Genomic DNA, 14,746 nt, shown 5'->3' on the forward strand with positions numbered 1-14,746 from the left:
AATGTGTGCTCGTTCGATTAATCTGACCTTAATTGTTTAGGTTTAAAGTAAATTCGTCAAGCGGTTTTTTACCGGCCGGCCATGGCGGCTTTCCGGCCAGTCAGAAAGACGGAAAAGTTGATTCTGAAAAAGAGGAGCAGGGGCGCCGGGCACCAGGCGTCAAGGCGCCAGGCCGGGTCAGGGCGCCTGAAAGCCCCCGGCGCGGTAGGTCAGCACCAGCGTGTCCCGGTAGCCGTCTTCTGCAGGGCCGTCGCCCGGCAGGATGGGCGTGGTTTCGTGAATCACGCGGGCATCGTCCAGCAGCAGCGTAGTCAGCGGCTCCTGCATCACAAAGCGCACGCCGTCCGGGCCGTTCGCGTCAAACACCCGGGTCTCGCCGCCCTTGACGCCATGGCGTGCCACCAGCAGCACCACCACAAAGTCGACGCCATCGCGGTGCGCGCCTTCCGGCGTCGGGCGTCCGACGCCGCCGGCGGTGTCGATGCGGAACTGGTGCGCCTCGATATACCAGCGCGGCACGGGACGGACCTGGGCAAACAGCTTTCCCAGGCTGGCCAGCAAATCTGTCCAGGCGGGCGCCTCGGCCACGGCCGGCTCCACCGGCTCGAACCAGCGCTCAAAGCCACCATGCAGGGCGTTGTAGTCGGTGGGCTGCCAGTGGGCGCGGTGCGGCGCCTGCGTGAGCGCGCCACCCGGCAGTTCCTGGACAAAGCAGGCATGCCGGCGCTTGCGGTAATGCCCGCCGTCCTTGAGGTGGGCGTCGGGCGGCAGGCGGTTCCAGGAGTCGGTCAGCTGTTGCCAGCCCTGCCTCCATGCGGGGCTGTCGAGGTGCAGGCTGGTGGTGAGGCCGGCCGGGTAGAGCAGGCTCAGGCCATCCTGGCGAAGGGCCTGATCAGCGGGTTTTTGAACGGTGGCGATATTGAACATGCTGGCTATTTTGCTTTACCGCGCGCTTCGGTTGCCGTTCAGGCGCCAGGTGGGGCGGGAAGTGGTACCGGAGCAGGCGCGGGAAGGCCGAAAAGAGATGGCAAAAACGGACCAAAAAAGATATCAAAAAAGAGATGGAAAAAGAGATGGAAAAAGAGATGAACCCTGGCTGCAGACAGAGGTCAAAAAGCTGCTCATAATGAAGGTGCTGTTTATCAGAGGAGTCTTTCATGCTGTACAAATTCAAATCCAAAGATGCCGGCAACGTGATCATGCTGGAGCCCAATGGCCGCCGGGTTCTTGAAATCATCGGCAAGGACGCCGGGCCCAAGGGCATCATCCTGCCCGAGGAGATGCCCGCGGCGATTGAGGCGCTCAAGGCGGCCATTGCGCTGGAATATGCAGGCGATGAACAGGTCGGTACCGTACCGGGCGATGGGCTGGGCCTGCATCAGCGCGCCCTGCCTTTCATCGACATGCTCGAGCGCAACCACAAGGCCGGCCACGAAGTGGTCTGGGGCGTGTAGGGTTTGCCGCAGGGCGCCGGTTCATCCCGCAAAAAAAGCCCCGGTGACGGGGCTTTTTTGCATGCGGCGGCAAGTGCGATCCCCGCACGGGCCGCGCTTTTTCCGGCTAGTCGATCTTGGCGCCGGAAGCCTTCACCACCTGGGCCCACTTCTTGTGCTCCGCGTCGATGAAGGCCGTGAACTGTTGTGGCGTGTTGCCGCCCGGAATCGCGCCCTGGGCCAGCAGTTTTTCCTTGATGGCCGGCGTGTTCAGTGACTTGGCCACTTCCTGCTGGATGCGGTTGACGATGTCGGGCGGCGTGCCCGCAGGGGCAAGCAGGCCAAACCACGAGCTGGCATCAAAGCCCCTCAGCGGGCCGGCCTCCGCCACAGTGGGCGTATCGGGCAGGGCGGCAGACCGCTGCGCGCTGGTCACGGCGAAGGCCTTGAGCTTGCCAGCCTTGATCTGCGGCAGGGCCGAGGGCAGGTTGTCAAACATCACATCCACATTGCCGCCAACCAGATCCAGCATGGCCGGGCCGGAGCCACGGTAAGGAATGTGCGGCATGAAAGTCCCGGTCATGCTCTTGAACAGCTCCCCTGCCAGATGAATCGATGTGCCGTTGCCGCTGGATGCCATGCTCAACTTTCCAGGATTGGCTTTGGCGTACTTGACAAAGTCGGCGACGTTGTGGATGTTCAGCGCGGCTGCCTTGTCTGCGTTCATGACCATGACGTTGGGAACGCCCGCCACCAGTGTGATGGGCGCGAAATCTTTTTGGGAGTCAAACGGCATCTTGCTGTAAAGCGCCTTGTTGATGCTGTGCGTACCCACCGTTCCCATGAGCAGCGTGTACCCGTCGGCGGGTGATTTGGCCACCAGGTCTGCACCAATGTTGCCGCCGGCCCCGGCGCGGTTCTCGACCACAAACGGCTGGCCGAAGGCTTTGGACAGCTCAGGCGCCATCGCACGGGCCAGAATGTCCGTGGTGCCGCCGGGCGCGAAGGGCACCACGATTTTGACCGGCTTGGCCGGCCATGTGCTTTGTGCCCAGGCAGCGGGTGCTGCTAAAACAATAGCGGATAGCGCGCAACTGGCGAGGGCAAGGCGTCGATTTTGTTTAAAGGAAAGATTCAAGACGGTCTCCGGTGGATTGTTATGCGCTGCAGCCCGCAAAGATACTGTGCCCGCACCGGTGCTTCAAGAGGGTAAATCCGGGCATGAAAAAAGCCGCCGGGCTTGACCCCCGGCGGCTTGGCAAATACGGCGAGGGCCGGCCTGCTCAGTCGGCAAACTTTCCGGCAGCCTCGATCACGGGTTTGAGCTTGGCGATCTGGTCTGCCACGAAAGCCTTGTGGGCGGCCGGCTCGACGCGCTTGTCGGCGACAACGATCGCGCCCAGGCCTTCCTGCTTCTTGATGAAGTCAGGGTCTTTCAGTGCCAGCTTCAGAGCGGTATTGAGCTGGGCCAGCACGGCAGGGGGTGTGCCCTTGGGCGCATACAGGCCATGCCAGATGGTCAGATCAAATCCCTTCAAGCCCATGTCCTGCAGCGTCGGATAGTCCTTGAGCAGTTTGTTGCCGGACAGGGGCTTGGCCGTGGTCACGGCAAACGCCTTGACACGGCCGGCCTCGATCTGGCCGGTGGTGTTGGTGGTCTGGTCGCACATCAGGTCGACCTGACCGCCCACCAGTGCGTTCATGGCCGGCGCGGTGCCGCCGAACGGGATGGTGGTCATGGCGTCGTTGGCCTTGATGGCCGATTGCCACATCAAGCCGCACAGGTGCGAGGCGGAACCCAGGCCGGCGTGGGCGATGTTCAGTTTGCCGGCATTGGCCTTGATGTAGTTTTCAAAGTCACGGTAGTTGTTGGCCGGCAACTGGGGCTTGCCGATCAGGGTCATCGGCACTTCGTTGATCATGCCGACGTATTCGAAATCATCCAGCGGCTTGTAAGACAGTTTGCGGTACAGGGCGGGTGCGGACGCCATGCCAATGTGGTGAAGCAGCAGCGTATGGCCATCAGGGGCCGCCTTGGCGACCTTGGCCGCGCCAATGGTGCCTCCGGCGCCGTTGACGTTTTCCACCACAAAATTGGCGCCACCGCCCATGGATTTGCGCATGGCTTCGGCCAGGTCGCGCGCCACCCGGTCGGTGGGGCCGCCGGCGGCAAAAGGAACCACAAAGCTGATGGGCTTGGAGCCCGGGAAGGTTTGGGCGTTGGCGAAGAGGGCTGTCGCGGCGACGGCCAAGACTAACAAGCGTTTCATACGTGTCTCCTTGAAAATGAGCCTCGAGTGTAAGAGTGGCGCAGGGCACATTTACAGTGGGAACTACGTAAGCAATATCCTCTACACGGGGGCGATGTACCGCACGAAAAGAGTGAAAGCGTGGCCTCCCGTCTCCGGGCCGACCCCCTTCTTTCAGCCCGCTTTTTTTATTCTCCTTATTGATAGCTGCGGGCGTCCTCAATCACCTTGCCGTCGTTGGGAAGGCTTCCAGGGTCCATCAGCTGCACCGTGCCGCGCAGCTTGGTGACATCGCGTATGGCCTCGCTGATGCGCTGGTCCAGCCCCGCCTGCGCTGCGGCGCCCCCTGCGATTTCGACCTGAAGGGTCATGCTGTCATTGGCCATCTCGCCGTTGACCACCAGCCGGGCCTTGCTCACCTCGGGAAAACGCCGGGTAATGTCGGCTATCTGGCCCGGATGCACAAACATGCCGCGTACCTTGACGGTCTGGTCCGCCCGACCCATCCAGCCCTTGATGCGGGTGTTGGTGCGCCCGGTCGGGCAGCGGCCCGGCAACACGGCCGACAGATCGCCGGTGCCGAAGCGGATCAGCGGGTAGTCGGGGTTCAGCGTGGTGACCACGAGTTCGCCCACTTCACCCTCGGCCACCGGGGTGCCCGTGCCGGGACGGACGATTTCCACAATCACGCCTTCATCGAGCACCAGGCCTTCGCGCGCTTCGGTCTCGTAGGCAATCAGGCCCAGGTCGGCCGAGGCATAACACTGGTAGCCGGCAATGCCGTGCCCGGCCAGCCAGTCGCGCAGGCTGGGCGGAAAGGCCTCTGCCGAAACCAGGGCCTTGGTGACGGTGGGCAGGGCCACGCCCATCTCGGCGGCCTTGTCGACAATGATTTTCAGAAAACTCGGCGTGCCGATATACCCTGCCGGTTTTAATTCGGCCATGGCCTGCACCTGCTGCTCGGTTTGCCCGGTGCCGCCCGGAAACACCGTGCAGCCCAGCGCATGGGCGCCGCTTTCCATCATGGAGCCGGCCGGTACAAAGTGGTAGCTGAAGCAGTTATGAATCAGCTCGCCGGGGCGAAACCCGGCGGCAAACAGGGCGCGTGCCAGGCGCCAGTAGTCTTTGCGCGTACCTTCGGGTTCGTAAATCGTGCCGGGGCTGGCAAACACGTGCGGCATGTGGGGGCCATAGCGCAGCGCACTGAAGCCGCCAAAGGGGTCCCCGCTGCCGGTTGTCAGGCGTTCGGCCTGCTGCAGCGCCAGCAACTCGTGCTTGCGGGTCACCGGCAGGTGCGCCAGCGCGGCGCGGGAGGTGACGGTGCTGGCATCGACCCCCCGCAAAATGCCGGCAAAGGCCGGCGCATGGGACTGCGCATGCGCGATCTGCTGCGGCAGCGCGGCCATCAGGGCGGCTTCGCGTTGCGAAGGGGGTTGCACTTCCAGTGCGTCGTAATGTGTTGTCACTCGAAATCTCCCAAATCCTGCGGCCGGGCGGAGTTTTTCGCCCGGCCGTCCCAAGGAAAATTAGCTCCCCTGGGGGGCAGCGCAGTACGCGAAGCGACAGGCTCGCGCGCGGCATACCGAAGCGGCCCGCGGCAAGTCCTGCGTAGGCCAGTCCAAGCCGCGGAACCGGCTTTGCCGGGCCGCAGGCGGGCGGCCCCCTCGGGGGGCAGCGAACCACACGAAGTGAAAAGCGTGGGGGCCATATCAACGGAAGGTAAGGTCTTAAACCAGCAGGGGCCGCGGAACCGGCCTTGGCCTGTCCTGAGCCTGTCGAAGGGCCGGGCCGCAGGCGCAGCGGCCCCCGAGGGGCTGGAGCCCGCGGCTCCAAGCCTGCCTGCGCAGCCTTGGACGGGCGACAGAGGTGAAGCGTCTCGCGAGCCGCGGCCTGCAAGGCCTCGCGCAGTACGCGAAGCGACAGGCGCGCGCGCGGCATACCGAAGCGGCCCGCGGCAAGTCCTGCATGGGCCAGTCCAAGCCGCGGAACCGGCTTTGCCGGGCCGCAGGCGGGCGGCCCCCTCGGGGGGCAGCGAACCACACGAAGTGGGGAGCGTGGGGGCCATATCAGGCCAGCCAGCGCTTGCGGCGCTTGTAGCTCTTGACGTCCTTGAAGCTCTTGCGTTCCCCGCCGCCCACACCCAGGTAAAACTCCTTGACGTCTTCATTGCTGGCCAGGTCGGCCGCCAGCCCGTCCATCACCACGCGGCCGCTTTCCATGATGTAGCCATAGTCGGCGTATTTCAGCGCCATGTTGGTATTTTGCTCAGCCAGCAGGAAGGTGACCTTTTCTTTCTGGTTGAGGTCTTTGACGATGTTGAACACCTCTTCGACAATTTGCGGCGCCAGCCCCATCGAGGGCTCGTCCAGCAACACCATGGATGGGCTGGCCATCAGGGCCCGGCCAATCGCGCACATCTGCTGCTCGCCACCGGAGGTGTACGCGGCCTGCGAGGTACGCCGCGTTTTCAGGCGCGGAAAGTAGTTGTAGACCTTCTCCAGGTTGGCGGCCACTTCGGCCTTGCTCTTGCGGGTGTAGGCACCGGTCAGCAGGTTCTCTTCAATGGTCAGGTGGGCAAAGCAGTGCCGGCCCTCCATGACCTGCACCACGCCGCGCTGCACCAGGTCGGACGTCGAGAGGTTCTCAATGCGCTCGCCACGCAGCTCGATCGAGCCCTTGGTGACTTCTCCCCGTTCCCCTTTGAGGAGGTTGGAAATGGCGCGCAGGGTCGTGGTCTTGCCTGCGCCATTGCCACCCAGAAGGGCGACGATGCGACCCTGGGGCACCTGGAGCGACACGCCCTTGAGCACCAGGATCACGTGGTTGTAGATGACCTCGATGCCGTTGACGTTGAGAACGATGTTGTTGGAGTCCATAAGTTTTGCCTTTACCAATCGGCAGCGCTGCGCGCAATGCTGCCGATTGGCCTGTCATTGCGGGCCATCCCGGCTGTCATTGCGGACCCGATCCGCAATCCATGACAGCGCTCCTGCACGCCACCATGGATGCCGGATCAGGTCCGGCATGACACCTGAAACCCGACATGACAGGCTTACATCAGGACTGACAATCAGCCGGGGTGCGCGGCGTCAGCTTCTTCTCGGCTGCATATCTGGCGGCGGTGGATTTGACCAGCGGCTTGATGATCTGCTCATCGGCCTGCAGCCAGTCGGAGGTGAATTTCCACTGCTTGCCGTCCCAGGTGTGGATGCGTGCCCAGGCGGCACCCATGTGGTCGGTGCACGAGGTGCTGATCGGGCGCATCACGCCGGCAAAGCCCAGCGCGTCCAGCTTGGCCTGGGTCAGGTTGAGGTTTTCCAGGCCCCAGCGGACCTGCTCGCCGGTCATGACCTTGCCTTTGCCGAAGCGGTCCTGGGCGGCGCGTATGCCTTCCACGCCCAGCATGGCGCTCATGGCGCCGCGCATGTAGAGCACCTGGCCGACTTCGTCTTTCGGTCCGGTGCCCTGGCCTTTTCCATGCACCATGGCCAGCATGTCCTTGACCACCTTGGACTGGGGTTCGGCCCCGTGCTGCAAGGTCACGGCGTTGTAGCCCTTGGCGCCATCGGCGACGTCTTTTACATCGGGTTCGGCGCCGGCCCACCACACGCCGTACATCTTCTCGCGCGCATAACCGGTCGCTTGCGCTTCCTTGATGGCGGTGGAGTTCATCACGCCCCAGCCCCATAGCAAGGTGTAGTCAGGCCGGGCCTGGCGGATTTGCAGCCAGGTGGCTTTTTGCTCTACGCCGGGTGCCGTCACGGGCAGCAGTTGCAGGTCAAAGCCGAGCTGTCTGCTGCGTTCCTGCAGCAGGGCGATGGGCTCCTTGCCATACGGGCTGTCGTGGTAGACCAGCGCGATTTTTTTGCCCTTGAGTTTGTCAAGGCCACCTTCTTTTTTTCCAATCGCTTGCAGAATGGTGTCGGATGCCACCCAGTAGGTGCCGGCGAGCGGGAAGTTCCACTTGAAGGTGGTGCCATCGGCGCTTTCACTGCGGCCATAGCCGACGGTGACGACCGAGATCTTGTCTGCCGGTGCCTTTTCGGTGATGGCAAAGGTGGCGCCCGTAGACAGGGGCTGTACCAGGGCAGCGCCACCGTTTTTGCCTTTCAGGCGCTCATAGCATTCCACGCTGCGGGCCGTGTCATAGCCGGTTTCGCACTCTTCAAACGAGAGTTTGACGCCATTGAGGCCGCCACGGGCGTTGACCAGCTTGAGGTAGTCGACATAGCCGTTGGCCCAGGGCGCGCCGTTGGGCGCGTAAGGTCCGGTCCGGTATGACAGCACCGGAATGAACTGCTCTTTGGCCTGGGCCAACGCGCCGGTGGACACCAGGGACGAAGCGCCGGCAGCCACTGCCGCAACGGCGAGAATCAAATTGCGAACCTTCATTGTTGTCTCCTAATAATTAAAAGCAAAGCACCCGAAAACTGATATCCCGACAAGTGATCAATTACCAAAAAAATGCGCTCGTTTCATGGGTAGCCCCCAATCAACCCTGGTCCTAATGAGGAAACGGCCAGAGCCGCAACTTCTGTTTGCCGATCGACCAGAGCTTGGCCAGGCCGTGCGGCTCCACGATCAGGAACCAGACAATCAGGCCGCCAAAAATCATCAGCTCGGCATGGGAAATGCCTGCGGTTGAGATTTCAAATCCAAGCAGCTGTGCGAGTACCGGCAGGAACTGATTCAGCGCGATCGGCAAGACGGTGATGAAGGCCGCACCCAGAAAGCCCCCCAGGATGGAGCCCATGCCGCCAATGATCACCATGAACAGCAGCCGGAATGACTGGTCCACCGAGAATGCCGCCGGCTCCCATGCGCCGAGGTAAACAAAGCCCCAGAGCGCGCCCGACATGCCGACGATGAACGAGCTGACCGCAAAGGCGCTGAGCTTGGCGTACATGGGCCGGATGCCGATCACGGCAGCGGCCACGTCCATGTCGCGAATCGCCATCCATTCCCGGCCAATGGCGCCGCGCACCAGGTTTTTGGCCAGCAGCGCCATCACCACCAGGATGGACAGGCAGAGCCAGTATTTGCTGTGCGCGCTCTCGATCGGAAACCCGAACACCTGCAGGTTGGACACCGAGACGGAGCCAGAAGGGGAGTCCAGCGTGAACCACTTGATGCGCAGGAACATCCAGTCGGCGAAGAACTGCGCGGCCAGCGTTGCCACGGCCAGGTACAGACCCTTGACCCGCAGGCTGGGCAGGCCGAACAGGATGCCGAAGAAGGTGGCACACAGTCCGCCCAGAATCAGGGCCGGGATCAGCGGCAGGCCGGGCAGGCGCACAAAGAAGTTGTAGGCGCCGTAAGCCCCTACCGCCATGAAGGCACCCGAGCCCAGCGAGATCTGGCCGCAATAGCCCACCAGGATGTTCACGCCCAGCGCGGCCAGCGAGATGATCAAAAAGGGAATCAGGATGGCGCGAAACAGATAGTCGCTGGCCAGCATGGGTACGGCGATAAAGGCAAACAGCAGAAACAGGGCTACCACCAGCCTGTCCTGTGCGATCGGGAAGATCTGCTGGTCTGCCCGATACGTTGTCTTGAATTGGCCGTTTTCTCTGTAAAGCATATTAGTGCGCCACCGTTAGATCGCGATGAAAGAAGTGATGAGCTGGGACGGCCGCCGCGCCGGGCCGCCCCAAGCAAGGCCAGCCCCCCCCGGGGGGCAGCTCAGTACACGAAGTGAAAAGCGTGGTGGCCACATCAACGGAAGGTGAGGCCTTAAACCAGCAGGGGCCGCGGAACCGGCTTAGCCGGGCCGCAGGCGCAGCGGCCCCCGAGGGGCTGGAGCCCGCGGCTCCAAGCCTGCCTGCGCAGGCTTGGACGGGCGACAGAGGCGAAGCGTCTCGCGAGCCGCGGCCTGCAAGGCCTCGCGCATTACACGAAGTGAAAAGCGTGGGGGCTGTCATCTATACGCGATCGATTATTTTTTCGCCGAACAATCCCTGCGGCCTGAACAGCAGGAATCCGAGCGCCAGCACATAGGCAAACCAGATCTCGATGCCGCCGCCGACAAAGGGGCCGAGGTACACCTCGGACAGCTTTTCGCCGACACCAATGATCAGCCCGCCGATGATGGCGCCCGGCACCGAGGTCAGGCCGCCGAGAATCACCACCGGCAAGGCGCGCAGCGCCACCGTGGTGAGCGAGAACTGGACACCCAGCTTGCTGCCCCAGATCATCCCGGCCACCAGTGCCACCACGCCTGCCACGCACCAGACGATGACCCAGATGCGGTTCAGCGGAATGCCGATGGACTGCGCGGCCTGGTGGTCATCGGCCACCGCACGCAGGGCGCGGCCCGTCGCGGTTTTCTGGAAAAAGAGGCTCAGCAACGCGACCAGTGCCGCGGCAATCACAGCGGCAATCAGGTCTTCCTTGTTGATCAGGATGCCACCCGGGAACATGCCGTCGGCGACAAAAATCGGCTCCTTGGGCATGCCGATGTCGATCTTGTAGATGTTGCTGCCAAACAGGGTCTGGCCCAGGCCTTCCATGAAGTAGGCGATGCCCAGCGTGGCCATCAGCAGCGTCGCGCCCTCCTGGTTGACCAGGTGGCGCAGCACCAGCCGCTCGATCAGCCACGCTACCGCAAACATGATGAGGCCGGCGATCACGAAGGCGGCCGCGTTGGCGAGGATGAGGTTGTCGATGCCCGTCCATTGCGGGATCCATTCGGAGAATCGGGCCATGGCCAGCGCGGCGAACAGCACCATGGCGCCCTGCGCGAAGTTGAAGACGCCCGATGCCTTGAAGATCAGCACAAAGCCCAGTGCCACCAGCGAATACAGCATGCCGGCCATCAGGCCGCCAAAGAGTGTTTCCAGAAAAAAGGCCATCTCAATACCCGTGTAATGTGGCGCTGCCACGTGGTTTTATCGCTTCCCGCCTTTGGGGGGAGGTCGACATGGGGGCTCGCAAGCTTTGAGCGAAGGCGTGCAGCTTGGCGCCCACATCAGCGGCCGCCGCAGAACCGGCTTTGCCGGGCTGCAAGCGGCGTCCCCTGCAAGGGGAGAGGCGGCTACGCGCAGCGAGCCCGCAACAGGGGTGTGCCATTTCCATCAGTGCTCCACACCCAGGTAAGCCCGGATCACGTCGGGGTTGTTGCGGACTTCATCGGGGGTGCCGTCGCCAATCTTCTTGCCGTAGTCCAGCACCACCACGCGGTCGGAAATGTCCATCACCACGCCCATGTCGTGCTCGATCAATACCACGGTGGTGCCGAACTCGTCGTTCACGTCGAGGACAAAGCGGCACATGTCCTGCTTTTCTTCGACGTTCATGCCGGCCATGGGCTCGTCAAGCAGCAGGACCTGCGGCTCCATGGCCAGCGCCCGGCCCAGGTCGACGCGTTTTTGCAGTCCGTAGGGCAACTGGCCGACCGGTGTTTTGCGGAAGGCCTGGATCTCGAGAAAGTCGATGATTTTCTCGACCGCCTCGCGGTGCATGATTTCCTCTTTCTCGGCCGGGCCAATCCGCAGCGCCTGCAGCAGCAGGTTGCTTTTGATCTTGAGGTTGCGGCCCGACATGATGTTGTCCAGCACGCTCATGCCCTTGAACAGCGCCAGGTTCTGGAAGGTGCGGGCCACACCCATCACCGCGACCTGGTGGCTGTTCATGTGCTTGAAGGTCTGGCCGCGAAAGGTGATGGCTCCCTGCTGGGGCGAATAGACGCCGTTGATGCAGTTGAGCATGGAGCTCTTGCCTGCGCCGTTGGGGCCGATGATGGCGCGTATCTCGTGCTCCTTCACATTGAAGGAAATATCGGACAGCGCCTTGACGCCGCCAAAGCTCAGGGAGATGTTGCTGACGTCGAGAATGACGTCGCCGATTTTCTTGTGCATCAGATAGGTACCCCCACGCTTGTCACTCCGTGTACTGCGCTGCCCCCCGAGGGGGCCGCCCGCCTGCGGCCCGGCAAAGCCGGTTCCGCGGCTCGAGCTGGCATTTGAGGGGCGTGCTGTCGGTTGTTATTCATGCTGCTGCCTTCACGGGCGCGAAGGTTTGGGTGTCGCTGATCTTCAGCGTGGCGCTGACGCTGCCGCTGCGGCCGTCTTCAAACTTGACCACGGTTTCAATGAACTGCTCGGTTTTGCCGCCGTACAGGGCATCGACCAGCGGCTGGTATTTCTCGGCGATGAAGCCGCGGCGCACCTTGTTGGTCCGTGTCAGCTCGCCGTCATCGGCGTCGAGTTCCTTGTGCAGTATCAGGAAGCGGCTGATCTGCGAGCCGGCCAGCAGCGCATCGACGCTGAGGTCGGCATTGACCTTCTCGACGCACTCCTTGATGAGCTGGTAGACCTCCGGCTTTTGCGCCAGGTCGGTGTAGCCCGCATAAGGCAGGTTGCGCCGCTCGGCCCAGTTGCCCACCGCGTCGAAGTCGATGTTGATCATCACGCAGACCTTTTCACGGCCGTCGCCGTAGGCCACGACTTCCTTGATGTGCGGGAAAAACTTGAGCTTGTTCTCCACGTATTTCGGCGCAAACAGGGCGCCGTCATTGGCGCCACCCTTGATACGGCCCACGTCCTTCACCCGGTCAATGATCTTGAGATGACCGCTGGCATTCAGAAACCCGGCGTCGCTGGTGTGGTACCAGCCGTCGGCGGTCAGCACCTCGGCCGTGGCCGCCGGATTTTTGTAGTACTCCTTGAGCAGGCCGGCCGACTTGACCAGGACCTCGCCGTTGTCGGCCACCCGGATCTGCACGCCTTGAATCGGCACGCCGACCGTGTCGGCCCGCGCCTCGTTGTCGGGCTGCAGGCAGACGAACACGGCGGTTTCCGTGGAGCCATACAGCTGCTTGAGGTTGATGCCGATGGAACGGTAAAAAGTGAAGAGGTCCGGGCCAATGGCTTCGCCGGCGGTGTAGGCCACCCGCACGCGCGAAAAGCCCAGGTTGTTGCGCAGGGGCCCGTAGACCATCAGGTTGCCCAGGCCATAAAGCAGGGTCTGGATGAAATTGACCGGCTTGCCGTCCATGAGGGCGGGACCCACTTGGCGAGCCACCCCCATGAAGTAATTGAACATGCCGCGCTTGAGGCGCCCGGCGTCCTCCATGCGGATCATGACCGTGGTGAGCATGCCTTCAAACACCCGCGGTGGCGCAAAGTAATAGGTCGGTCCGACCTCCTTGAGGTCAATCATCACCGTGCTGGCACTCTCGGGGCAGTTCACCACATAGCCGCAGGCCAGCCACTGCGCGTAGCTGAAGATGTTCTGGCCAATCCACGCCGGCGGCAGGTAGGCCAGCACTTCTTCGGCGCTCGTGAGCTTGTCAAATTCTGCGCCGGCCTGCGCACGGTCCAGCAAGGTCGCGTGCGTGTGCACCACGCCCTTGGGATTGCCGGTGGTGCCCGAGGTAAAGAACATCGCCGCCACGTCGTCGGGGGAGGCCTTGTCGACTTCCATGCGGAACCAGCCAGGCTGGCTCACCGCCAGCGCCTGGCCGGACTCAATCAGCCGGTCCAGGGATGTGAGTCCGGGCTCTTCGTAATTGCGCAGGCCGCGCGGGTCGTCAAAAATGATGTGGGCCAGGTCCGGGCAGCGGTCACGGATTTCCAGCAGCTTGTCGACCTGCTCCTGGTCTTCCACCATGGCGAAGCGTACGTCGGCATTGGTGATGGGGAAGACGCATTCGGCGCCCACGGCATCCTGGTACAGCGGAATGGGAATCGCCCCCAGCGACTGCGCGGCCAGCATGGTGGCATACAGGCGCGGCCGGTTGGCACCGATCAGCGCCATGTGTTCGCCACGCCCCAGGCCGGCCTCGTGCAGGCCGCAAGCAATGTGTTCCACCAGCTCGGCCATGCCGGCCCAGCTGTGCGCCTGCCAGATGCCATATTCTTTCTCGCGCATGGCCGCGGCGCCCGGACGCTCGGCAGCATGTTTGAGCAGCAATCGTGGGAACGTGGTCTGCATTCCGGTTCCTTGTCTCTTTCTTTTTTGTGCAGCCTTTCTGTCGGAAAAGCCGCTGGTGTAGAGCGAATAGTAGGACTGCATTTGACGTCATGGTGTCATTGCGACGACAATTTGCGGGTAAGTCCTAGTGGGGTGTCCCCGGTCCGGACTATCCCTGACGCGAAGCAATACCCAATACCCAATACCTGATACCCAATACCCGTTGCCCTGATGCGAACCCCGAACCTAGTACTTCGACACAGAGGCATCGGAACAAAATGAAAGCGATGGATTCGAGCCCAAGCCCAGGCGCAAACCGCAGACATAGCTGTAGCTATGGCGAGGATTTGCAACGACGGCATGGGTTCGAAGGCGCGCTTTCATGTTTCGATATTTCTGGGTCGGAGTACTAGTGCGCACCATGTCCACCGACACCTCCCTGCATCAGCGCCGCAGAACGCCCACCGCGGATGAGCTGCAGGGCATTCCGTGGCTGCGTCTTCTGCAGCCGCCTGAGCGCGCGCGTGCTGTCGCACAGTTGCAGGTGGGCGATGCGGCCCCCGGCGACTATGTCTGCCGCATCGGCCGGCCCGTCACATACTGGTTCGGCGTGGTGGAGGGGCTGCTCAAAATGAGTACCGACAACGCGCAGGGAACGACCATCACCTTTGCCGGCTTGCCGCCCGGCGGCTGGTTTGGCGAGGGCACAGCGCTCAAGCGCGAGCCCTACCGCTACAACATCCAGGCCCTGCGCAAGAGCGTTGTGGCCGGTCTGCCCATCGACTCGTTTCACTGGCTGCTGGACCATTCCATCGGGTTTAACCGCTTTGTGATGAACCAGCTGAACGAACGGCTGGGGCAGTTCATTGCCGCGCGTGAAATCGACCGCATGAACAACCCCGACCTGCGCGTGGCGCGCAGCCTGGCGGCACTGTTCAATCCGGTGCTGTATCCCGGCGTGGGCGATATCCTGCGCATCACGCAGCAGGAGATGGCCTACCTGGTCGGACTGTCGCGCCAGCGCGTCAACGAAGCGCTGAGCGCACTACAGGCGCAGGGCTTCATTCGCGTTGAATACGGCGGCTTGCGCGTGCTGGATCTTGCGGCCCTGCGCTCCAGCATCGCTTCAGACAAGAAGTAAATGCCGCCCTT

Annotated in this window: 13 protein-coding genes; 2 read left to right on the forward strand and 11 right to left on the reverse strand. The window is 62.6% G+C overall.

What is annotated here, in order from left to right:
- Positions 1 to 177: 177 nt before the first annotated feature.
- Together BPRO_RS02915 and BPRO_RS29395 are read right to left on the reverse strand one after the other, a co-directional pair.
- On the reverse strand, positions 178 to 927 hold the full coding sequence (locus tag BPRO_RS02915; RefSeq protein WP_011481557.1) for a 2OG-Fe dioxygenase family protein: 750 nt from the start codon (positions 925 to 927) through the stop codon (positions 178 to 180).
- Positions 893 to 1,159: a hypothetical protein gene (locus BPRO_RS29395; RefSeq protein ID WP_157045711.1), complete on the reverse strand. Its 267-nt coding sequence runs from the start codon at positions 1,157 to 1,159 to the stop codon at positions 893 to 895. Before BPRO_RS29395 ends, BPRO_RS02915 begins: the two co-directional genes overlap by 35 nt.
- On the opposite strand from BPRO_RS29395, the gene BPRO_RS02920 reads away from it, so the two are divergent.
- Entirely contained in the window at positions 1,158 to 1,454 is a 297-nt protein-coding gene (locus tag BPRO_RS02920) for a DUF1840 domain-containing protein (RefSeq protein ID WP_011481558.1), read from the forward strand. The two genes, BPRO_RS29395 and BPRO_RS02920, sit on opposite strands and share 2 nt — an antisense overlap.
- Before the next feature lie 106 nt (positions 1,455 to 1,560).
- Here BPRO_RS02920 and BPRO_RS02925 read toward each other — a convergent pair whose 3' ends face one another.
- The 9 genes from BPRO_RS02925 to BPRO_RS02965 form a co-directional block, all read right to left on the reverse strand.
- Positions 1,561 to 2,571, reverse strand: a complete 1,011-nt coding sequence (locus BPRO_RS02925; protein ID WP_011481559.1) for a Bug family tripartite tricarboxylate transporter substrate binding protein — start codon at positions 2,569 to 2,571, stop codon at positions 1,561 to 1,563.
- A 145-nt stretch (positions 2,572 to 2,716) separates the two neighbouring features.
- A complete protein-coding gene (locus BPRO_RS02930; protein ID WP_011481560.1) occupies positions 2,717 to 3,703 on the reverse strand; it encodes a tripartite tricarboxylate transporter substrate-binding protein in 987 nt (328 codons plus the stop codon).
- 176 nt (positions 3,704 to 3,879) lie between these two features.
- A complete protein-coding gene (locus BPRO_RS02935; protein WP_011481561.1) occupies positions 3,880 to 5,148 on the reverse strand; it encodes a phenylacetate--CoA ligase family protein in 1,269 nt (422 codons plus the stop codon).
- A gap of 600 nt (positions 5,149 to 5,748) precedes the next feature.
- Positions 5,749 to 6,558, reverse strand: a complete 810-nt coding sequence (locus tag BPRO_RS02940) for an ABC transporter ATP-binding protein (protein ID WP_011481562.1) — start codon at positions 6,556 to 6,558, stop codon at positions 5,749 to 5,751.
- Between the two features lie 181 nt (positions 6,559 to 6,739).
- Positions 6,740 to 8,074 carry an ABC transporter substrate-binding protein gene (locus BPRO_RS02945; protein ID WP_011481563.1) on the reverse strand — a complete coding sequence of 445 codons (1,335 nt, stop codon included), beginning with the start codon at positions 8,072 to 8,074 and terminating at the stop codon, positions 6,740 to 6,742.
- A gap of 112 nt (positions 8,075 to 8,186) precedes the next feature.
- Entirely contained in the window at positions 8,187 to 9,263 is a 1,077-nt protein-coding gene (locus tag BPRO_RS02950) for a branched-chain amino acid ABC transporter permease (RefSeq protein WP_011481564.1), read from the reverse strand.
- A 340-nt stretch (positions 9,264 to 9,603) separates the two neighbouring features.
- Entirely contained in the window at positions 9,604 to 10,533 is a 930-nt protein-coding gene (locus BPRO_RS02955) for a branched-chain amino acid ABC transporter permease (protein ID WP_011481565.1), read from the reverse strand.
- A 222-nt stretch (positions 10,534 to 10,755) separates the two neighbouring features.
- Entirely contained in the window at positions 10,756 to 11,541 is a 786-nt protein-coding gene (locus BPRO_RS02960) for an ABC transporter ATP-binding protein (RefSeq protein WP_086003083.1), read from the reverse strand.
- A 127-nt stretch (positions 11,542 to 11,668) separates the two neighbouring features.
- On the reverse strand, positions 11,669 to 13,615 hold the full coding sequence (locus BPRO_RS02965; RefSeq protein ID WP_011481567.1) for an AMP-binding protein: 1,947 nt from the start codon (positions 13,613 to 13,615) through the stop codon (positions 11,669 to 11,671).
- 400 nt (positions 13,616 to 14,015) lie between these two features.
- Here BPRO_RS02965 and BPRO_RS02970 point away from each other — a divergent pair, with 400 nt between their 5' ends.
- On the forward strand, positions 14,016 to 14,735 hold the full coding sequence (locus BPRO_RS02970) for a Crp/Fnr family transcriptional regulator (protein ID WP_041389168.1): 720 nt from the start codon (positions 14,016 to 14,018) through the stop codon (positions 14,733 to 14,735).
- Positions 14,736 to 14,746: the final 11 nt, after the last annotated feature.

The sequence above is a fragment of the Polaromonas sp. JS666 genome, from assembly GCF_000013865.1.
GTDB lineage: Bacteria > Pseudomonadota > Gammaproteobacteria > Burkholderiales > Burkholderiaceae_C > Polaromonas.